Source organism: Pseudomonas sp. GW821-FHT01E05, from assembly GCF_059422425.1.
In genome coordinates this window covers 425,205-444,636 of sequence record NZ_JBWKWW010000004.1, presented here as the reverse complement: position 1 = coordinate 444,636, position 19,432 = coordinate 425,205, and the positions used below count along the sequence as shown (strand labels likewise).

The window sequence follows — 19,432 nt, the reverse complement described above, 5'->3', positions numbered from 1 at the left end:
AAACCGCGAAACGATCGAAGGCGACTCTAGGGTCGCCTTCGTGCTTTCTGCTGCCTTAGATTTTGGCGGTGACAACCATCTTTTTCGCGTGTGCCAGGGACTCCTTGGTGAGATCGATGCCGCCCAGCATGCGCGCCACTTCTTCGACCCGTTCGGTTTTGCCCAGTCTGGATACAGCGGTGTGGGTGGCATCGCTGCCGCGGACCTTGTGCACGAAAAGGTGTTGATGGCCCTGGGCAGCCACTTGCGGCAAGTGGGTGACGGTCAGGACTTGCCCGCGCTCGCCCAGTCGACGCAGCAGCTGGCCGACAATCTCGGCTGTCGGCCCGCCGATACCCACGTCCACTTCGTCGAACACCAGCGTCGGCACTCGGGACGTTTGCGCGGTAATCACCTGGATTGCCAGGCTGATGCGTGAAAGCTCACCACCTGACGCTACTTTGGCCAGCGCCTTGAGCGGTTGCCCGGGGTTGGCACTGACCAGTAGTTCCACCTGTTCCAGGCCATTAGGCAGTAGTTCATTGCTGGTGTTGGGGTGCAGCTCAATGGTGAAGCGTCCGCCGGGCATTCCCAGGCGCTGAATTTCCATTTCGACGGCGCTGGCCAGGCTCGTTGCAGCCTGATGGCGCAAATCGCTCAGCTCTCTGGCTTTCTCCTGATAATGCCGGGCGAATGACGCCAGCTCATCACTCAGTCGCTCGATGGATTCGTCGTTGGCGTTCAGCGTTTCGATCTCATCCAGCAGCTTTTGCTGCATGTCTGAGACTTCGGTGGGCTGGATACGGTGTTTGCGGGCCAGGGTGTAAATCGCATCGAGGCGCTCCTCGAGTTGCTGAAGGCGTGCCGGATCGGCGTCGAAGTGATCGAGAAACCGATTCAGTTCGCCAACGGCCTCTTCAACCTGAATCTGCGCGCTCGTCAGCAAATTGCTTGCCTCGCCCAAGGCGCCTGTTGAATTATTCACGCTCGACAGACGATTAAGGCTGGTCGTCAGGGCATTGAGGACATTTCCTGAATCGCTTTCACTGCACTGTTCGACAACTTGCCGGCAAATGCCCAGCAGGGTTTCGGCATTGGTCAGGTTTTTGTGCTCTTGTTCCAGCTGCTCCAGCTCATTCTCGCCAAGACCCAGGTTTTCCAGCTCTTCGAGTTGGTAGCTGAGTAATTGATGCCGGGCACGCTGTTCATTGCCAGAATTGGAGAGATGCTCCAGTTCCTGTCGTGTCTGGCGCCAGCGTTGGGCGGCGAGCTGTACCTGGCGGGCCAGATCAGTGGCGCCAGCGTATTCGTCGAGCAGGCGACGATGGGTGTCGGTTTTCAGCAGGGACTGATGTTCATGCTGGCTGTGAATGTCGATCAGTAGCTCACCGAGGGCTTTCAGGTCCCCGAGCGGGCAGGGGCTGCCGTTGATGTAGCCGCGCGATCGCCCTTCGGCAGTGATTACCCGGCGTAGAATGCACGGGCCGTCGCTGTCGAGGTCGCGTTCGGCCAGCCATGCGCTGGCTTCTGGAATGTCCACCAGGTCGAAGGTTGCCAGAATATCGGCCTTGTCTGCGCCTGGGCGAACGACGCCGCTGTCGGCGCGATCACCCAGGGTCAGGCCCAGGGCGTCGAGCATGATCGACTTGCCGGCGCCGGTTTCGCCTGTGATTACGCTCATCCCGCGATCCAGTTCCAGATCGAGATGTTCAACGATGGCGTAGTTATGTACAGACAGGTGAACCAGCATAGAGGCCGCTCCCAGGCTTTAGGTGTGGATATTTATACAGTGTTTTGTTTCTGGCTGACAATGCCCTCCCTTAGCTTGATTTGTTTGAGTCGCGATGTTTTTTAGCGCACTCGGGAATTGTCATATCCGGGCTTTATGAAGGGTTAAGGGTTTTTGCCGCTCTGTCAGCCCTTGAAGCTGAAAATTGCGACCCCATATACCGGGGCAGAAGAGCGAGTCGAGCTCGCGGACGAAATTGAAAGGAGAAAACTATGGCTGACGAACAGACGCTGGATACGCAAAATCTAGACGCCGATCAGGCTCCCGAGGCTTCGGGTGATGACCTGGCGGCTCGTGTGCAACTGCTCGAAGAGCAACTGGCTGGCGCCCATGATCAGGCTTTGCGTGTTGCTGCCGATCTGCAGAACGTCCGCCGTCGCGCCGAGCAAGACGTGGAAAAAGCCCACAAGTTTGGCTTGGAAAGATTTGCTGGCGATCTGCTGCCGATCATCGACAGCCTCGAGCGTGGTCTGGAGATGTCCAACCCGGACGACGAAAGCATCCGTCCGATGCGCGAAGGGATCGAACTGACCCTGAAAATGTTCCAGGACACCCTGAAGCGTTATCAGTTGGAAGCGATTGATCCTGAAGGCGAGCCTTTCAATGCGGCACTTCATCAGGCGATGGCCATGCAGGAAAGCGCCGACGTCGAGCCAAACAGCGTGCTCAAGGTGTTTCAAAAGGGTTATCAGCTCAATGGTCGTTTGCTGCGTCCGGCCATGGTCGTGGTCAGCAAGGCGCCTGCGGCAGTTTCGCCTTCGATTGACGAGCAAGCTTGAAATTAGCCGCAAGGCCCCCATTTAGAAGTCAAACGTTTTAGTGCTACCGCAGTTAGCCACCACTGCTGCGGCAACCAAATCCAAAGTTTCGGGAGAGTTAACATGGGCAAAATTATTGGTATCGACCTGGGGACCACCAACTCCTGCGTCTCCGTTCTTGAAAACGGCAAAGCCAAAGTCATCGAAAACGCTGAAGGCGCGCGTACCACGCCGTCGATCATTGCATATGCCAACGACGGTGAAATCCTGGTTGGCCAATCGGCCAAGCGTCAGGCTGTGACCAATCCGCACAACACCCTGTATGCGGTGAAGCGTTTGATCGGTCGTCGTTTTGACGAAGAAGTCGTACAGAAAGACATCCAGATGGTCCCTTACAAGATCGTCAAGGCTGACAACGGCGATGCTTGGGTCGAAGTCAACGGCCAGAAAATGTCTCCGCCTCAGATTTCGGCTGAAATCCTGAAGAAAATGAAGAAGACTGCCGAAGACTATCTCGGTGAGTCGGTGACCGAAGCGGTGATCACCGTTCCGGCCTACTTCAACGACAGTCAGCGTCAGGCCACCAAAGATGCGGGTCGCATCGCGGGTCTGGACGTAAAACGTATCATCAACGAACCAACCGCAGCCGCTCTGGCTTACGGTATGGACAAGGCCAAGGGCGATCACACCGTGATCGTTTATGACCTGGGTGGCGGTACTTTCGACGTTTCCGTGATCGAAATCGCTGAAGTCGATGGCGAGCACCAGTTCGAAGTGTTGTCCACCAACGGTGACACCTTCCTCGGTGGTGAAGACTTCGATATTCGTTTGATCGACTACCTCGTTGACGAATTCAAGAAAGAAAGCGGCATGAACCTCAAGGGTGACCCGCTGGCGATGCAGCGCCTGAAAGAAGCTGCTGAAAAGGCCAAGATCGAGCTGTCCTCCAGCCTGCAGACCGATGTCAACCTGCCGTACATCACCGCAGACGCTACCGGTCCCAAGCACTTGAACGTGAAAATCTCTCGCGCCAAGCTGGAAGCGCTGGTTGAAGACCTGGTTCAGCGCACCATCGAGCCATGCCGTATTGCACTCAAGGATTCTGGTATCGACATAGGCGCGATCAACGACGTGATCCTGGTCGGCGGTCAGACCCGTATGCCACTGGTTCAGAAGCTGGTGACCGAGTTCTTCGGTAAAGAAGCTCGTAAAGACGTTAACCCGGACGAAGCTGTAGCCATGGGTGCTGCTATCCAGGGCGCGGTATTGGCTGGTGATGTGAAAGACGTTCTGCTGCTCGACGTCACTCCGCTGACGCTGGGTATCGAAACCATGGGCGGCGTAATGACTGCGCTGATCGAGAAAAACACCACGATTCCTACCAAGAAATCCCAAGTGTTCTCGACTGCCGATGACAACCAGGGCGCAGTGACTATTCACGTACTGCAGGGCGAGCGTAAGCAAGCCGCGCAGAACAAGTCTCTGGGCAAGTTCGACCTGGCCGAGATTCCACCAGCTCCACGTGGCGTGCCGCAAATCGAAGTAACCTTCGACATCGATGCCAACGGCATCCTGCACGTAGGCGCCAAAGACAAGGCTACCGGCAAGACTCAGTCGATCGTGATCAAGGCCAACTCCGGTCTGTCCGAGGACGAAATTCAGCAGATGGTTCGCGATGCTGAAGTCAACGCTGACGAAGACCGCAAGTTCGAAGAGCTGGCCAGTGCCCGTAACCAGGGTGATGCCCTGGTTCACTCGACTCGTAAAATGATCGTAGACGCTGGCGACAAAGTGACTGCTGAAGAGAAGACTGCGATCGAAGGTGCTCTGGTTGCACTTGAAGCCGCTGTTAAAGGCGACGACAAGGCTGCCATCGATGCCAAGGTTGAAGAGCTGTCCAAGCTGTCTGCCCCGATTGCTCAGAAAATGTACGCAGAGCAAGCCAATCCGGCGGACGCAGCGGCCAAGCCAGCTGAATCCGCTGGAAAAGCTGACGACGTTGTCGACGCTGAGTTCGAAGAAGTAAAAGACCACAAGTAAGCTAGCTTGTTGGTCGGCCGGTTGACTGCGTTCGGGCGGTGACTGGTAGGATGTCGCCGCGCGGGAGCTTGCTCCCGCGTTGGCGTGTCTGGAGTAAGTGAATTTTTACAGCATGCGACAACGTTCGGGTGCTGGCGGTACGGTCGGGATGCTCCTGCTTTTCGGTCAACAAATACCGCATCCGCGGGCCAGTTTATTGGCCGCAAATCAAAGACCAGGATCGTTGAATTGACGTGAGTTGGGTCCGGGCCTGTATTGGGGCTCAACGAGTTTGGCGAGGCTCAGGAGGGGTTTGCCGAACGTCCTTAAGAGTGCAAAGAATTATGGCAAAGCGTGATTATTACGAAGTGTTGGGTGTGGAGCGCGGCTCCAGCGAGTCGGACCTGAAGAAGGCTTACCGTCGTCTGGCGATGAAGCACCACCCGGACCGTAATCCCGATGACAAAGCATCGGAAGATATGTTCAAAGAGGCCAATGAGGCCTATGAAGTGCTGTCCGATTCCAGCAAGCGTGCTGCCTACGATCAGTATGGCCATGCAGGCGTTGACCCGAGCATGGGGGGCGGCGGTGCCGGTTTTGGCGGTCAGAATTTCTCGGACATCTTTGGTGATGTGTTCAGTGATTTCTTCGGCGGTGGTCGCGGCGGTTCTCGTGGTGGCGCTCAGCGCGGCAGCGATCTGCGTTACACCCTGGAGCTGAACCTGGAAGAAGCGGTGCGCGGCACGACCGTGAATATCCGTGTTCCGACACTGGTCAACTGCAAGCCTTGCGATGGTTCCGGTGCCAAGAAGGGCTCCTCGCCGATCACTTGCTCGACCTGTGGCGGTATTGGTCAGGTGCGGATGCAGCAGGGGTTCTTCTCGGTGCAGCAAACCTGCCCGCGTTGCCATGGCCAAGGCAAGGTCATTGCCGATCCATGTGACTCCTGCCATGGCCAGGGTCGTGTCGAAGAATCCAAAACCCTGTCGGTAAAAGTGCCGGCTGGCGTTGACACCGGCGACCGTATTCGCCTGTCTGGCGAAGGTGAGGCGGGTACTCAGGGTGGGCCGACTGGCGATCTGTACGTGGTCATCAATGTGCGCGAGCACGCGATCTTCCAGCGTGATGGCAAGCACCTGTTCTGCGAAGTGCCAATCAGCTTCGTTGATGCTGCACTGGGTGGTGAACTGGAGATCCCGACGCTCGATGGCCGGGTCAAGCTGAGGATTCCTGAAGGTACGCAAACCGGTAAGCAGTTCCGGGTTCGCGGCAAGGGCGTTGCGCCGGTTCGTGGTGGTGGTGCGGGCGACTTGATGTGCCGTGTTGCGGTCGAAACTCCGGTCAATCTGAGTCGTCGTCAGCGTGAACTGCTCGAAGAACTTCGCAATTCCTTGGCGGACGACAATACTCATTCGCCCAAAACGACCGGCTGGTTCGAAGGCGTGAAGCGCTTCTTTGGCGATCTGTAAGGAGGCAGGCATGCGACGTATAGCTGTGATGGGCGCTGCCGGGCGCATGGGCAAGATCCTGGTCGAGGCGGTGCAGCAGCGCGCGCCGCTCACTGGTTTGACCGCAGCGATCGTACGTCCTGGCAGTACTTTGATCGGGGTGGATGCCGGTGAGCTGGCATCGCTGGGGCGTATCGGTGTGTCGTTGACCGGCAGCCTGGAGAAGGTGGCTGACGAGTTCGATGTGTTGATCGACTTCACGCTCCCGGAGGTCATGCTGAAAAACCTGGCATTCTGCCGCAAGGCGGGCAAGGCCATGGTGATCGGCACCACGGGATTGGGCGCCACGGAAAAGCAGCTGCTGGTCGAGGCGGGCAAGGACATTGCGATCGTGTTCGCGGCCAATTTCAGTGTCGGCGTAAACCTGTCGCTGAAGCTGCTCGATATGGCGGCTCGCGTGCTGGGCGATGATGCCGATATCGAAATCATCGAAGCACACCATCGGCACAAGATCGATGCGCCTTCAGGTACGGCTTTGCGCATGGGCGAGGTCATCGCCAGTGCGTTGGATCGTGATCTGCAGAAGGTTGCGGTCTATGGGCGTGAAGGCCATACCGGTGCGCGCGAGCGCGAAACCATCGGCTTTGCCACCGTTCGTGGTGGTGATGTTGTCGGTGATCATACGGTGCTGTTCGCCTGTGAGGGCGAGCGACTGGAGATCACTCATAAGGCGTCGAGTCGCATGACTTTCGCCAAGGGTGCCGTTCGTGCCGCTTTGTGGCTCGATGGTCGTGCGCCTGGTCTGTATGATATGCAGGACGTGCTCGACCTGCGTTGAGATGTGCCGCAAACAGGGTTCGAACTTGAGTTTGAGCCCTGTTTTCAACCGCTAAGCGACGCCCTGTCGCATTCTCCTGCCTTTAAGGCTCATTAGCGGTGGACCAAAAAAGCCTTTTTCTGTAAGCTACAGCTTTAGTGTGTCCACTAAAAGCGCGCAGATAATTCGACGAAGAAGCGGGGTGACGTGTCTATACGTCATTCCGCTTTTTTGCAACCTGCGATTGCCCTTCAGGCTTTATTTACGGGAGGTCTTCTTGACTAAGCCAGCCATACTCGCCCTTGCTGATGGCAGCATTTTTCGCGGCGAAGCCATTGGAGCCGACGGTCAAACCGTTGGTGAGGTGGTGTTCAACACCGCAATGACCGGCTATCAGGAAATCCTTACCGATCCTTCCTATGCCCAACAGATCGTTACCCTGACCTACCCGCACGTTGGCAACACCGGCACCACGCCGCAAGATGCCGAGTCGGATCGTGTCTGGTCGGCCGGCTTGGTAATTCGCGACCTGCCACTGGTTGCGAGCAACTGGCGTAACACGATGTCCCTGTCCGATTACCTGAAAGCCAACAACGTTGTGGCGATCGCCGGTATCGACACTCGCCGCCTGACACGCATCCTGCGTGAAAAAGGTGCACAGAACGGCTGCATCATGGCCGGCGACAACATTTCCGATGAAGCAGCGATTGCAGCTGCACGCGGTTTTCCAGGCCTCAAAGGCATGGATCTGGCGAAAGTCGTCAGCACCCAGTCAAGCTACGAGTGGCGTTCCACTGTCTGGGAGTTGAAAACCGACAGTCACGCGACCATCGACGCGTCCGAACTGCCCTACCACGTGGTTGCCTACGACTACGGCGTCAAGGTGAACATCCTGCGCATGCTGGTAGAGCGCGGCTGCCGCCTGACCGTCGTTCCGGCACAAACCCCGGCCAGAGAAGTCCTTGCGCTCAAGCCAGACGGCGTATTCCTGTCCAACGGTCCAGGTGATCCAGAGCCTTGCGACTACGCAATCCAGGCGATCAAGGACATCCTTGAAACCGAGATTCCGGTGTTCGGCATCTGCCTCGGTCACCAGCTGCTGGCCTTGGCCTCTGGCGCCAAGACCGTGAAAATGGGTCATGGTCACCACGGTGCGAACCACCCGGTTCAGGATCTGGACTCCGGCGTCGTCATGATCACCAGCCAGAACCACGGTTTTGCGGTAGACGAAGCGACCCTGCCAGGCAACGTTCGCGCGATCCACAAATCGCTGTTCGACGGCACCCTGCAAGGCATCGAGCGTACCGACAAGAGCGCATTCAGCTTCCAGGGTCACCCTGAAGCCAGTCCTGGTCCGAATGATGTGGCGCCACTGTTCGATCGCTTCATCAACGAGATGGCCAAGCGACGTTAATCGTTGGCCTTGAGCATGTAGCGAGAAGCTCCTGAGGGTGGCCCCGGTAATCCGGCGGCCCCCGAAGGACTTCAGAGATTGATCAAGACGGCTTCTCCTCGGGGGATTGCCGTCGGACCTGCGGATTTGAGTGACTACCCATGCCAAAACGTACAGACATTAAAAGCATCCTGATTCTCGGCGCTGGCCCGATCGTTATCGGCCAGGCCTGTGAATTCGACTACTCCGGCGCCCAGGCCTGCAAAGCCCTGCGCGAAGAGGGTTACCGCGTCATCCTGGTGAACTCCAACCCAGCGACCATCATGACCGATCCGGACATGGCCGACGCTACCTACATCGAGCCGATCAAGTGGCAGACCGTTGCCAAGATCATCGAGAAAGAGCGTCCGGACGCGCTGCTGCCGACCATGGGCGGCCAGACCGCTCTGAACTGCGCCCTGGACCTGGAGCGTGAAGGCGTTCTGGAAAAATTCGGTGTAGAGATGATCGGCGCCAACGCTGACACCATCGACAAGGCTGAAGACCGTTCGCGTTTCGACAAGGCGATGAAATCTATCGGCCTGGCCTGTCCGCGTTCCGGCATCGCCCACAGCATGGAAGAGGCCAACGCGGTTCTCGATAAACTCGGCTTCCCATGCATTATCCGTCCGTCCTTCACCATGGGCGGCACCGGCGGCGGTATCGCTTACAACCGTGAAGAGTTCGAAGAAATCTGCGCCCGCGGTCTGGACCTGTCGCCGACCAAAGAGCTGCTGATCGACGAATCGCTGATCGGCTGGAAAGAGTACGAAATGGAGGTTGTCCGCGATAAAAAGGACAACTGCATCATCGTCTGCTCGATCGAAAACTTTGACCCGATGGGCGTGCACACCGGTGACTCGATCACTGTTGCGCCAGCTCAGACCCTGACCGACAAGGAATACCAGATCCTGCGTAACGCCTCCCTGGCGGTACTGCGTGAGATCGGCGTGGAAACCGGCGGTTCGAACGTGCAGTTCGGTATTTGCCCGGACACTGGTCGCATGGTTGTGATCGAGATGAATCCACGGGTATCCCGTTCCTCGGCATTGGCCTCCAAGGCCACCGGCTTCCCGATTGCCCGGGTCGCAGCCAAGCTGGCGATCGGTTACACCCTCGACGAACTGCAGAACGAAATCACCGGCGGCAAGACCCCGGCCTCTTTCGAGCCGTCTATCGACTACGTCGTTACCAAGCTCCCACGTTTTGCCTTCGAGAAATTCCCTAAGGCTGACGCTCGTCTGACCACGCAAATGAAGTCGGTCGGCGAAGTCATGGCTATCGGCCGGACCTTCCAGGAATCCCTGCAAAAAGCCCTGCGCGGCCTGGAAGTAGGCGTATCCGGTCTGGACCCGAAGCTTGACCTGAGCAATCCGGAAAGCATGGGTGTACTCAAGCGCGAGCTGACCGTGCCGGGCGCCGAGCGTATCTGGTACGTCGCGGATGCTTTCCGTGCCGGCATGACTGTCGAAGATATCTTTGGCATGAACATGATCGATCCATGGTTCCTCGTACAGATCGAAGATCTGGTGAAGGAAGAAGAGCGGGTCAAGACTCTCGGTCTGGCCACCATCGACCGTGACGTGATGTACCGCCTCAAGCGCAAAGGCTTCTCCGATGCGCGTCTGGCCAAGCTGCTGGGTGTGACAGAAAAGGCCCTGCGTCGCCACCGTCACAAGCTTGAGGTTTATCCGGTCTACAAGCGTGTCGACACTTGCGCTGCAGAGTTCGCGACCGACACCGCTTACATGTATTCGACCTACGAGGAAGAGTGCGAGGCCAACCCTTCGACGCGCGACAAGATCATGATCCTGGGTGGCGGTCCAAACCGTATCGGCCAGGGCATCGAGTTCGACTACTGCTGCGTTCACGCGGCACTCGCACTACGCGAAGACGGGTACGAGACCATCATGGTCAACTGCAACCCGGAAACCGTATCGACCGACTACGACACTTCGGATCGCCTGTACTTCGAGCCAGTAACCCTGGAAGACGTCCTGGAAATCGTCCGTGTCGAGAAGCCGAAAGGTGTGATCGTTCAGTACGGCGGCCAGACTCCGCTGAAACTGGCTCGCGCTTTGGAAGAGGCTGGCGTGCCGATCATCGGTACTAGCCCTGACGCCATCGACCGCGCTGAAGACCGTGAGCGTTTCCAGCAAATGGTTGAGCGTCTGAACCTGCGTCAGCCGCCAAACGCTACTGTTCGCAGCGAAGACGAAGCGATTCGTGCTGCCGGCAAGATTGGTTACCCGCTGGTGGTGCGTCCGTCCTACGTACTGGGCGGTCGGGCGATGGAAATCGTCTACGAAGAAGAAGAGCTCAAGCGCTACCTACGTGAAGCAGTGCAAGTGTCCAACGACAGCCCGGTACTGCTGGACCACTTCCTCAACTGCGCCATCGAAATGGACGTGGACGCGGTCTGCGACGGCACCGACGTGGTGATCGGCGCGATCATGCAGCACATCGAGCAGGCTGGCGTGCACTCCGGTGACTCCGCGTGCTCGCTGCCGCCATACTCGTTGCCGGCGCACATCCAGGACGAGATGCGCGAACAGGTCAAGAAAATGGCTCTGGAACTGGGTGTGGTCGGCCTGATGAACGTTCAGTTGGCGTTGCAAGGCGAAGACATCTACGTCATCGAAGTCAACCCGCGCGCATCGCGTACCGTTCCGTTCGTGTCCAAGTGCATCGGTGTTTCCCTGGCGATGATCGCGGCTCGCGTCATGGCCGGTAAAACCCTGAAGGAAATCGGCTTCACCAAAGAAATCATTCCGAACTTCTACAGTGTGAAAGAGGCGGTGTTCCCATTCGCCAAATTCCCTGGCGTTGACCCGATCCTGGGCCCGGAGATGAAGTCCACCGGTGAAGTGATGGGTGTCGGTGACACCTTCGGTGAAGCGTTCGCCAAAGCCCAGATGGGTGCCAGCGAAGTGCTCCCGACCGGCGGTACCGCGTTCATCAGTGTGCGCGACGATGACAAGCCGTTGGTTGCCGGTGTAGCCCGTGATCTGATCAGCTTGGGCTTTGAAGTGGTCGCAACCGCCGGTACTGCCAAGCTGATTGAAGCGGCAGGCCTGAAAGTGCGTCGTGTGAACAAAGTGACCGAAGGTCGCCCACATGTGGTCGACATGATCAAGAATGACGAAGTCACGCTGATCATCAACACCACGGAGGGTCGTCAGTCGATCGCTGATTCCTATTCCATTCGTCGCAACGCCTTGCAGCACAAGATCTACTGCACTACCACCATTGCTGCTGGCGAAGCCATCTGTGAAGCGCTCAAGTTCGGTCCCGAGAAGACCGTGCGCCGCTTGCAGGATCTACACGCAGGATTGAAGGCATGATCAAATACCCAATGACCGTCCAGGGCGCTAAAGCCCTGGAAGAAGAGCACGCTCACCTGACCAAGGTCGTCCGTCCGAAGCTTAGCCAGGACATCGGTACGGCCCGCGAGCTGGGCGACTTGAAGGAAAACGCCGAATACCATGCAGCCCGCGAACAGCAGGGCATGGTCGAGGCGCGGATTCGTGATATCGAAGGTCGCATGCAGAATGCGGTCATCATCGACGTCACGACCATTCCCCACACTGGCAAAGTGATTTTCGGCACTACCGTCGAAATCGCCAATGTCGAAACCGACGAGAGCGTGACTTATCACATCGTTGGTGAGGATGAGGCTGACTTCAAGTTGGGCAAGATTTCGGTCGGTTCGCCTCTCGCTCGCGCCTTGATTGCCAAGGAAGAGGGTGATGTGGTGGCGGTTAAAACGCCAAGTGGCGTTATCGAGTATGAGATTGTTGAAGTCCGTCACCTCTAAAAGAAGGCGCCCGCTGCATGCGGGCGCCATGCTCTGGCAGCTGACCCAGATGCTCTGGGTTGGCGGCGTCTGGCTGCTGCACATAGGTCTGCTGCCGGTGCTGGGTCAAATTGGCCTGGCGCCGTTACTGATCGAAGAGATTGGTAATATGTTGAGTGCGCTGCTGGTGGGGTTTTCAGCCGTTTGCGTGGCTCTGCAGATTCTGGTGCTGATTCAGGCCGAGGGTCGGGCCAGTCTGTGGCGGGATATTCGCGGGCAGTTACTGTTAATGGCGTCGTATGCGTGTGCGATGTATTTCGTGGTGCGTGTGTGGTTGCCAGAGGCACATCACTGGCATTTGTTCAGCTATCTTGTTCTGGGTTTTTCCGGATTGGTACTGGTATTGCAGTCGGTGCCGGGGTGGAGTGGCAGGGTGCGCGAAGCACACCCTTGACCCTTGATATCACTTGAAGCGATGGACGTTCGACAGCTGCTTGTTGACGCTGAAGTTCTTGCGGTAAATCAATGCCATTTTGCCGATGACTTGCACCAGATCCGCCTTGCCGGCCTTGCACAGCTCGGCAATGGCTCCCAGGCGGGATTCGCGTTCGAGGATGTTGAGCTTGATTTTGATCAGCTCGTGATCGCTCAATGCGCGTTCAAGTTCGGCTAACACACCTTCAGTCAAACCGTTGTCAGCCACAGTCAAAACTGGTTTCAGATGGTGGCCAATGGATTTGTACTGTTTCTTCTGCTCTTGAGTGAGCGGCATAATCTGACCCCTGTGTCTGATCTTGTAAAAAGCGGCGGCCAGTTTACCCGAGCGAGTCCGGGACCGCCCAGTTAATCACGACCCGTTTATTTTTGAGTTTAATTTTGAGGTGGCCCGTGGCCCGTTCCAAGACAAGCCATAACTGGCTGAAAGAACACTTCAACGACCCGTACGTCAAAATGGCGCAAAAAGACGGGTATCGTTCGCGTGCCAGCTACAAACTGCTGGAAATCCAGGAGAAGGACCGTCTTATCCGTCCCGGGATGAGTGTAATCGACCTCGGCGCAGCGCCAGGAGGGTGGTCGCAAGTGACCAGTCGTCTGATCGGTGGCCAAGGCCGACTGATTGCATCCGACATCCTGGAAATGGACAGCATCCCTGATGTGACCTTCATTCAAGGGGATTTCACCGAGGATGCGGTGTTGGCACAAATCCTCGAAGCCGTAGGTAATACACAAGTAGACCTTGTGATTTCCGATATGGCCCCCAATATGAGTGGATTGGCTGCTGTGGATATGCCACGTGCTATGTTCCTCTGCGAATTGGCGCTGGACCTTGCGGGTCGGGTTTTGCGTCCTGGTGGTGATTTTTTGATCAAGGTCTTCCAGGGTGAAGGCTTCGACGAGTACCACAAGGACATTCGCAAGTTGTTCGACAAGGTGCAGATGCGCAAGCCGCTGTCTTCCCGTGACAGGTCCCGTGAGCAGTATTTGCTGGGTCGCGGGTTTCGCGGAATTGAAGGTGCTGCGAGTGATGAGCGTCTTTAATGCAGGTGATAGTTTTTTTTGTGTCGCTTTACGAGTGAAGCATAAACGAAAATCGTGTAGTCAAGGTTTCACAAAGGGTTACAGACGGCGCCTGCCACATCTGTAGGTTCTGTAGTAAGTTAGGATGGTGAATATCATGCGAAGCGCGCGCCAATAGCGGAGCTTGCTTCAGAGGGTAGTTAATTGAACGATATGGCAAAGAATCTGATCCTGTGGTTGATCATCGCGGCTGTCCTGGTGACGGTGATGAACAACTTCTCCAGCCCTAACGAGCCACAGACCCTCAACTATTCCGACTTCATCCAGCAAGTGAAGGATGGCAAGGTCGAGCGCGTAGCGGTAGATGGCTATGTGATTACCGGCAAGCGCAATGACGGCGATAGCTTCAAGACCATTCGTCCTGCGATTCAGGACAATGGCCTGATCGGCGATCTGGTGGATAACCACGTAGTCGTCGAAGGCAAGCAGCCTGAACAGCAAAGCATCTGGACCCAGCTTCTGGTTGCAAGCTTCCCGATCCTGGTGATCATCGCCGTATTTATGTTCTTCATGCGGCAGATGCAGGGTGGTGGTGGCGGGAAGGGCGGGCCGATGAGCTTCGGCAAGAGCAAGGCGCGCTTGCTATCTGAAGATCAGGTGAAAACCACTCTTGGCGACGTTGCTGGTTGCGATGAAGCCAAGGAAGAGGTTGGTGAACTCGTTGAGTTCTTGCGTGATCCGGGCAAGTTCCAGCGCCTTGGTGGTCGTATTCCTCGCGGCGTGCTGATGGTTGGTCCTCCGGGTACCGGTAAAACCTTGCTGGCTAAAGCTATTGCTGGCGAAGCCAAAGTGCCCTTCTTCACCATTTCCGGTTCCGATTTCGTCGAAATGTTCGTCGGTGTCGGTGCCAGCCGTGTTCGCGATATGTTCGAACAGGCGAAGAAACACGCTCCATGCATCATCTTCATCGACGAAATCGACGCCGTCGGTCGTCACCGTGGCGCTGGCATGGGGGGTGGTCACGATGAGCGTGAACAGACCCTTAACCAGTTGCTGGTAGAGATGGATGGTTTCGAGATGAATGACGGCATCATCGTCATTGCCGCGACCAACCGTCCTGACGTGCTTGACCCTGCGTTGCTGCGTCCAGGTCGTTTCGACCGCCAGGTCGTTGTGGGCTTGCCGGACATTCGTGGTCGCGAACAGATTCTGAAGGTCCACATGCGCAAAGTGCCGATGGGTGATGATGTCGCTCCGGCAGTAATCGCTCGCGGTACCCCTGGCTTTTCTGGTGCGGACCTGGCCAACCTGGTGAACGAGGCTTCGTTGTTTGCTGCCCGTACTGGCAAGCGCGTTGTCGAGATGAAAGAGTTTGAGCTGGCCAAAGACAAGATCATGATGGGCGCAGAGCGCAAGTCCATGGTCATGTCCGAGAAAGAGAAGCAGAACACTGCCTACCACGAAGCGGGTCACGCTATCGTTGGTCGTGTTGTGCCTGAGCATGATCCGGTCTACAAGGTTTCGATCATCCCTCGCGGTCGTGCGCTGGGTGTCACCATGTTCTTGCCGGAAGAAGATCGTTACAGTTTGTCCAAGCGTGCGTTGATCAGTCAGATTTGCTCGCTTTACGGTGGTCGTATCGCTGAAGAAATGACCTTGGGCTTTGACGGTGTCACCACTGGCGCCTCCAACGACATCATGCGTGCCAGCCAGATCGCACGAAACATGGTTACCAAGTGGGGGTTGTCGGAAAAGCTCGGTCCGTTGATGTACGCCGAAGAGGAGGGTGAGGTGTTCCTGGGTCGCGGTGGTGGTGGCCAGCATGCCAGTTTCTCGGGTGAAACCGCGAAGCTCATCGACTCTGAAGTGCGAAGCATCATTGACCAGTGCTACGGTACTGCCAAGCAGATCCTTACCGACAACCGTGACAAGCTCGACGCCATGGCGGATGCCTTGATGAAGTACGAGACGATCGATGCTGAGCAGATCGACGACATCATGGCTGGGCGGACTCCGCGCGAGCCTCGCGACTGGTCGGATGGTGCCGGTACTTCCGGAACTCCTCCGGTAGTGCAGGACGAACGTCCGCAAACCCCAATCGGCGGTCCGGCTGCTGACGTGTAAGGTTTTAAATGACTTCTGTACAGTCCTCGACCCGGTTGCCTTGCGGCAACCGGGTTCTTGATTTGGCCCGCACTCATGTGATGGGCATTCTTAACGTCACTCCTGATTCTTTCTCTGATGGCGGCCGCTTCAATCAGCTCGATGCGGCCTTGCGCCATGCCGAGGCGATGGTTGCGGCTGGTGCGACGCTGATTGACGTCGGTGGTGAGTCGACCCGGCCGGGCGCGCGGGTGGTTTCGCCGATCGAAGAGCTTGAGCGCGTTGCGCCCATTGTCGAGCGAATTCATCGTGAACTGGATGTGACTATTTCGGTCGATACCTCGACGCCCGCGGTCATGCGTGAAACTGCGCGACTGGGTGCGGGTCTGATCAACGATGTGCGTTCACTGCGACGTGATGGAGCGCTAGATGCGGCGGCGGCCACAGGGCTGCCAGTGTGTCTTATGCATATGCTCGGCGAGCCGGGAGATATGCAGGACAATCCGCAATATCGAAACGTGACAAGCGAGGTCGGCGAGTTTCTGGCTGAGCGTATGGCTCAATGTGCGATGGTTGGCATCCCGCCCGGGCGGATCATCCTCGATCCGGGCTTCGGTTTTGCGAAAAGCCTGCAGCACAATTTGAGTCTTTTCAAGCATATGGAGGCTCTGCATGCCTTGGGGCGTCCCCTGTTGGTTGGGGTTTCGCGAAAGAGCATGATAGGGCTGGCGTTGAATCGTCCGGTTGGAGAGCGACTGCATGGCGGTCTGGCTCTCGCCGCATTGGCCGTGGTCAAAGGGGCGCGGATTTTGCGCGTGCATGACGTAGCCGAGACGGTCGATGTGGTGCGGATGATCGAAGCGGTAGAATCAGCCGATTAAGAGTGATGGAGCATTTATGACTAAAAAATATTTTGGTACTGACGGCATTCGTGGTCGGGTCGGCGAGTTTCCTATTACCCCGGATTTCATGCTCAAGCTCGGCTGGGCTGCGGGTATGGCATTTCGAAGCATGGGCGCCTGTCGGGTGCTGGTGGGCAAGGATACGCGGATCTCTGGCTACATGTTCGAGTCTGCCCTGGAAGCCGGGTTGTCTGCTGCAGGCGCCGATGTGATGCTGTTGGGGCCGATGCCGACACCGGCTATCGCCTACCTGACTCGCACCTTCCAGGCTGAGGCCGGTATTGTCATCAGTGCTTCACACAACCCTCATGACGATAATGGCATCAAATTCTTCTCCGGGCAGGGCACCAAGCTGCCGGACGAAATCGAACTGATGATCGAAGAGTTGCTCGATATGCCGATGACGGTGGTCGAGTCGAGCAAAATCGGTAAGGTTTCACGGATCAACGACGCGTCAGGTCGTTATATCGAATTTTGCAAAAGCAGCGTGCCGACCGGTACCAGTTTTGCCGGTTTGAATATCGTTATCGATTGCGCACACGGCGCTACCTATAAAGTGGCGCCTAGTGTCTTTCGTGAGTTGGGTGCGCAGGTAACGGTGCTTTCAGCTCAGCCTAACGGTCTGAACATCAATGAAAACTGCGGTTCGACCCATATGGGGCAACTGCAGGCGGCGGTGCTTGCCGAGCATGCCGACCTTGGTATTGCCTTCGACGGTGATGGCGATCGGGTGTTGATGGTCGATCATACGGGCGCGGTAGTCGATGGTGATGAGTTGCTGTTTATCATCGCTCGTGATCTGCATGAGCGTAAGAAGTTGCAGGGCGGCGTCGTAGGTACTCTGATGAGTAATCTGGGGCTGGAGCTGGCTCTCGCAGACCTGGGTATTCCATTCGTGCGAGCCAATGTCGGTGACCGCTATGTGATAGCGGACCTGCTGGAGCGTAACTGGCAGGTCGGTGGCGAGAACTCTGGCCATATCGTCTGCTTCCAGCACACGACTACCGGTGATGCGATCATTGCAGCGCTGCAGGTATTGATGGCATTGAAAGGCCGTAAAGAGAGTCTTGCTCAGTCCCGCCAGGCGTTGCGCAAGTGTCCTCAGGTGTTGGTCAATGTGCGCTTTTCGGGCGGCGTAAATCCGGTCGAGCATACTACCGTCAAAGAGGCTTGCGCCCGTGTTACAACGGCTATGGCGGGTCGTGGGCGGGTGCTTTTGCGCAAGTCCGGCACCGAGCCTTTGGTCCGCGTAATGGTCGAAGGCGATGATGAAGCGCAGGTTCGTGGTTACGCCGATGAGCTGGCAAAACTGGTTACTGAAGTTTGCGCCTGATTTTGGCTTGCCAGTGTTGATGCGGTTGGGTAACATCTGCGCCCACTTTGACCGACGAGGTACAGCATGCGTCGCCCTATGGTAGCTGGTAACTGGAAAATGCACGGTACCCGCGCCAGCGTCGCTGAGCTGATTAATGGCCTTCGTCATCTGGCCTTGCCAAGCGGTGTTGATGTCGCGGTATTCCCGCCTTGCTTGTATATCAATCAAGTGATTGATGGCTTGAAAGGTCAGTCGATTTCGGTCGGCGCGCAGAATTCTGCGGTGGAATCCATGCAAGGTGCTTTGACTGGCGAGATTGCGCCAAGTCAGCTGGAGGACGCAGGTTGTTCTCTGGTGCTTGTGGGTCATTCCGAGCGTCGCCTGATCCTGGGTGAGTGTGACGGGACTCTCAATCGCAAGTTCGCCGCGGCGCAAGCATGTGGCTTGATTCCGGTGTTGTGTGTAGGGGAAACCCTCGAGCAGCGCGAAGCCGGGAAGACCCTTGAGGTTGTCGGGCGTCAGCTTGGCAGCATCATCGAGGACTTGGGCGTAGGTGCATTTGCAAAGGCAGTAATCGCTTACGAGCCGGTCTGGGCTATTGGTACCGGGCTGACTGCATCACCGCAACAGGCGCAGGATGTGCACGCAGCCATTCGCGCCCAGTTGGCGGCAGAGGATTCTGAAGTCGCACGAGGTGTGCGGCTTCTATACGGCGGCAGCGTGAAGGCGGCCAATGCGGTCGAACTGTTCGGCATGCCGGATATCGATGGGGGGCTCATTGGTGGAGCTTCCCTGAATGCAGATGAGTTCGGTGCGATTTGTCGCGCCGCGGGAAACTGAGAAAATGCTGGAAACAGTCGTAGTCGTTTTTCATCTGTTGGGTGCTCTGGGCGTTGTTGCTCTGGTATTGCTGCAACAGGGTAAAGGTGCGGACGCTGGCGCGTCTTTCGGAGCAGGTGCTTCAAATACTGTGTTCGGAAGCCAAGGTTCCTCTACCTTTCTTAGTAAGTTTACTGCTATACTTGCCGCAGGTTTCTTCATGACCAGCTTAGGGTTAGGTTACTTTGCTAAAGAGAAAGCTCATGAGCTGACTCAAGTAGGTTTGCCAAATCCAGCGGTGTTGGAAGTTCCAAAGCAAAAACCGGCTTCTGATGATGTCCCGGTGCTTCAAGAGCAAAAGTCGGCAACCAATGCGACTGACGTACCTCCAGCTCAAGAGCAAAAGTAAGAAGGGTTTCATGCAGTAACGTTGTATTGCCGAGGTGGTGGAATTGGTAGACACGCAACCTTGAGGTGGTTGTGCCCATAGGGTGTAGGGGTTCGAGTCCCCTTCTCGGTACCAATTATCAGGAGAGCCCGCTGTTGCGGGCTTTCTTGTAGGTGGAGGTTCGATTGACCCTGCAAGGGATCGGTCGTATACTTCCGCCCCAGCTTTGTCGCGGGGTGGAGCAGTCTGGTAGCTCGTCGGGCTCATAACCCGAAGGTCGTCGGTTCAAATCCGGCCCCCGCAACCAGTTTTAGCGGAGCCCCTTTTTAGGGGCTTTTTGTTAGCTGGA

The 19,432-nt window shown here is 56.8% G+C and carries 16 protein-coding genes and 2 tRNA genes; 16 read left to right on the top strand and 2 right to left on the bottom strand.

The genetic code is table 11. The features are described 5' to 3' along the window. Window positions 1–55: 55 nt before the first annotated feature. Complete coding sequence (gene recN, locus AC07W5_RS11320) at window positions 56–1,729, bottom strand: DNA repair protein RecN (RefSeq protein ID WP_495023362.1); 1,674 nt, start codon at window positions 1,727–1,729, stop codon at window positions 56–58. 251 nt (window positions 1,730–1,980) lie between these two features. Between recN and grpE the strand changes: the two genes are divergently transcribed. From grpE to AC07W5_RS11280, 8 genes are all read left to right on the top strand, one after another. Then, on the top strand, window positions 1,981–2,547 hold the full coding sequence (gene grpE / locus AC07W5_RS11315) for a nucleotide exchange factor GrpE (RefSeq protein ID WP_494995357.1): 567 nt from the start codon (window positions 1,981–1,983) through the stop codon (window positions 2,545–2,547). A gap of 102 nt (window positions 2,548–2,649) precedes the next feature. Continuing rightward, window positions 2,650–4,566 (top strand): molecular chaperone DnaK, encoded by a 1,917-nt coding sequence (gene dnaK / locus AC07W5_RS11310; RefSeq protein WP_495023361.1) that lies wholly within the window; start codon window positions 2,650–2,652, stop codon window positions 4,564–4,566. Window positions 4,567–4,889: 323 nt separating this feature from the next. Then, entirely contained in the window at window positions 4,890–6,014 is a 1,125-nt protein-coding gene (dnaJ, locus tag AC07W5_RS11305) for a molecular chaperone DnaJ (RefSeq protein WP_495023360.1), read from the top strand. 10 nt (window positions 6,015–6,024) lie between these two features. Beyond that, complete coding sequence (gene dapB / locus AC07W5_RS11300; RefSeq protein WP_494995354.1) at window positions 6,025–6,831, top strand: 4-hydroxy-tetrahydrodipicolinate reductase; 807 nt, start codon at window positions 6,025–6,027, stop codon at window positions 6,829–6,831. Window positions 6,832–7,087: 256 nt separating this feature from the next. After that, a complete protein-coding gene (gene carA / locus AC07W5_RS11295; protein WP_495023359.1) occupies window positions 7,088–8,224 on the top strand; it encodes a glutamine-hydrolyzing carbamoyl-phosphate synthase small subunit in 1,137 nt (378 codons plus the stop codon). Window positions 8,225–8,364: 140 nt separating this feature from the next. Next, window positions 8,365–11,586 (top strand): carbamoyl-phosphate synthase large subunit, encoded by a 3,222-nt coding sequence (gene carB / locus AC07W5_RS11290; protein ID WP_494995352.1) that lies wholly within the window; start codon window positions 8,365–8,367, stop codon window positions 11,584–11,586. Continuing rightward, window positions 11,583–12,059: a transcription elongation factor GreA gene (greA, locus tag AC07W5_RS11285; protein ID WP_495023358.1), complete on the top strand. Its 477-nt coding sequence runs from the start codon at window positions 11,583–11,585 to the stop codon at window positions 12,057–12,059. Before carB ends, greA begins: the two co-directional genes overlap by 4 nt. A 28-nt stretch (window positions 12,060–12,087) precedes the next feature. Continuing rightward, complete coding sequence (locus AC07W5_RS11280) at window positions 12,088–12,492, top strand: MFS transporter (protein ID WP_495023357.1); 405 nt, start codon at window positions 12,088–12,090, stop codon at window positions 12,490–12,492. 9 nt (window positions 12,493–12,501) lie between these two features. On the opposite strand, the gene AC07W5_RS11275 is transcribed toward AC07W5_RS11280, so the two are convergent. Then, on the bottom strand, window positions 12,502–12,810 hold the full coding sequence (locus AC07W5_RS11275; protein WP_494995349.1) for a YhbY family RNA-binding protein: 309 nt from the start codon (window positions 12,808–12,810) through the stop codon (window positions 12,502–12,504). 116 nt (window positions 12,811–12,926) lie between these two features. On the opposite strand from AC07W5_RS11275, the gene rlmE reads away from it, so the two are divergent. The 8 genes from rlmE to AC07W5_RS11235 all read left to right on the top strand — a co-directional run bounded on the left by rlmE (window position 12,927) and on the right by AC07W5_RS11235 (window position 19,390). Then, a complete protein-coding gene (gene rlmE / locus AC07W5_RS11270; protein ID WP_419118816.1) occupies window positions 12,927–13,577 on the top strand; it encodes a 23S rRNA (uridine(2552)-2'-O)-methyltransferase RlmE in 651 nt (216 codons plus the stop codon). Between the two features lie 192 nt (window positions 13,578–13,769). Next, a complete protein-coding gene (ftsH, locus tag AC07W5_RS11265) occupies window positions 13,770–15,680 on the top strand; it encodes an ATP-dependent zinc metalloprotease FtsH (protein WP_495023422.1) in 1,911 nt (636 codons plus the stop codon). Between the two features lie 8 nt (window positions 15,681–15,688). Beyond that, window positions 15,689–16,540 carry a dihydropteroate synthase gene (gene folP / locus AC07W5_RS11260; RefSeq protein ID WP_495023356.1) on the top strand — a complete coding sequence of 284 codons (852 nt, stop codon included), beginning with the start codon at window positions 15,689–15,691 and terminating at the stop codon, window positions 16,538–16,540. 16 nt (window positions 16,541–16,556) lie between these two features. After that, entirely contained in the window at window positions 16,557–17,894 is a 1,338-nt protein-coding gene (glmM, locus tag AC07W5_RS11255) for a phosphoglucosamine mutase (RefSeq protein ID WP_495023355.1), read from the top strand. A gap of 66 nt (window positions 17,895–17,960) precedes the next feature. Next, entirely contained in the window at window positions 17,961–18,716 is a 756-nt protein-coding gene (gene tpiA, locus AC07W5_RS11250) for a triose-phosphate isomerase (RefSeq protein WP_495023354.1), read from the top strand. A gap of 4 nt (window positions 18,717–18,720) precedes the next feature. Further along, entirely contained in the window at window positions 18,721–19,104 is a 384-nt protein-coding gene (gene secG / locus AC07W5_RS11245) for a preprotein translocase subunit SecG (RefSeq protein ID WP_419118821.1), read from the top strand. 28 nt (window positions 19,105–19,132) lie between these two features. After that, window positions 19,133–19,218: transfer RNA gene (locus tag AC07W5_RS11240), tRNA-Leu, on the top strand. Between the two features lie 95 nt (window positions 19,219–19,313). After that, window positions 19,314–19,390 (top strand) — tRNA-Met (locus tag AC07W5_RS11235). Window positions 19,391–19,432: the final 42 nt, after the last annotated feature.

Excerpts from the sequence above, each read along its gene's own strand:
- recN (WP_495023362.1), bottom strand. The coding sequence starts at position 1,729 with ATGCTGGTTCACCTGTCTGTACATAACTACGCCATCGTTGAACATCTC.
- grpE (WP_494995357.1), top strand. The coding sequence starts at position 1,981 with ATGGCTGACGAACAGACGCTGGATACGCAAAATCTAGACGCCGATCAG.
- dnaK (WP_495023361.1), top strand. The coding sequence starts at position 2,650 with ATGGGCAAAATTATTGGTATCGACCTGGGGACCACCAACTCCTGCGTC.
- dnaJ (WP_495023360.1), top strand. The coding sequence starts at position 4,890 with ATGGCAAAGCGTGATTATTACGAAGTGTTGGGTGTGGAGCGCGGCTCC.
- dapB (WP_494995354.1), top strand. The coding sequence starts at position 6,025 with ATGCGACGTATAGCTGTGATGGGCGCTGCCGGGCGCATGGGCAAGATC.
- carB (WP_494995352.1), top strand. The coding sequence starts at position 8,365 with ATGCCAAAACGTACAGACATTAAAAGCATCCTGATTCTCGGCGCTGGC.
- greA (WP_495023358.1), top strand. The coding sequence starts at position 11,583 with ATGATCAAATACCCAATGACCGTCCAGGGCGCTAAAGCCCTGGAAGAA.
- AC07W5_RS11280 (WP_495023357.1), top strand. The coding sequence starts at position 12,088 with ATGCTCTGGCAGCTGACCCAGATGCTCTGGGTTGGCGGCGTCTGGCTG.
- AC07W5_RS11275 (WP_494995349.1), bottom strand. The coding sequence starts at position 12,810 with ATGCCGCTCACTCAAGAGCAGAAGAAACAGTACAAATCCATTGGCCAC.
- ftsH (WP_495023422.1), top strand. The coding sequence starts at position 13,770 with ATGGCAAAGAATCTGATCCTGTGGTTGATCATCGCGGCTGTCCTGGTG.
- folP (WP_495023356.1), top strand. The coding sequence starts at position 15,689 with ATGACTTCTGTACAGTCCTCGACCCGGTTGCCTTGCGGCAACCGGGTT.
- glmM (WP_495023355.1), top strand. The coding sequence starts at position 16,557 with ATGACTAAAAAATATTTTGGTACTGACGGCATTCGTGGTCGGGTCGGC.
- tpiA (WP_495023354.1), top strand. The coding sequence starts at position 17,961 with ATGCGTCGCCCTATGGTAGCTGGTAACTGGAAAATGCACGGTACCCGC.
- secG (WP_419118821.1), top strand. The coding sequence starts at position 18,721 with ATGCTGGAAACAGTCGTAGTCGTTTTTCATCTGTTGGGTGCTCTGGGC.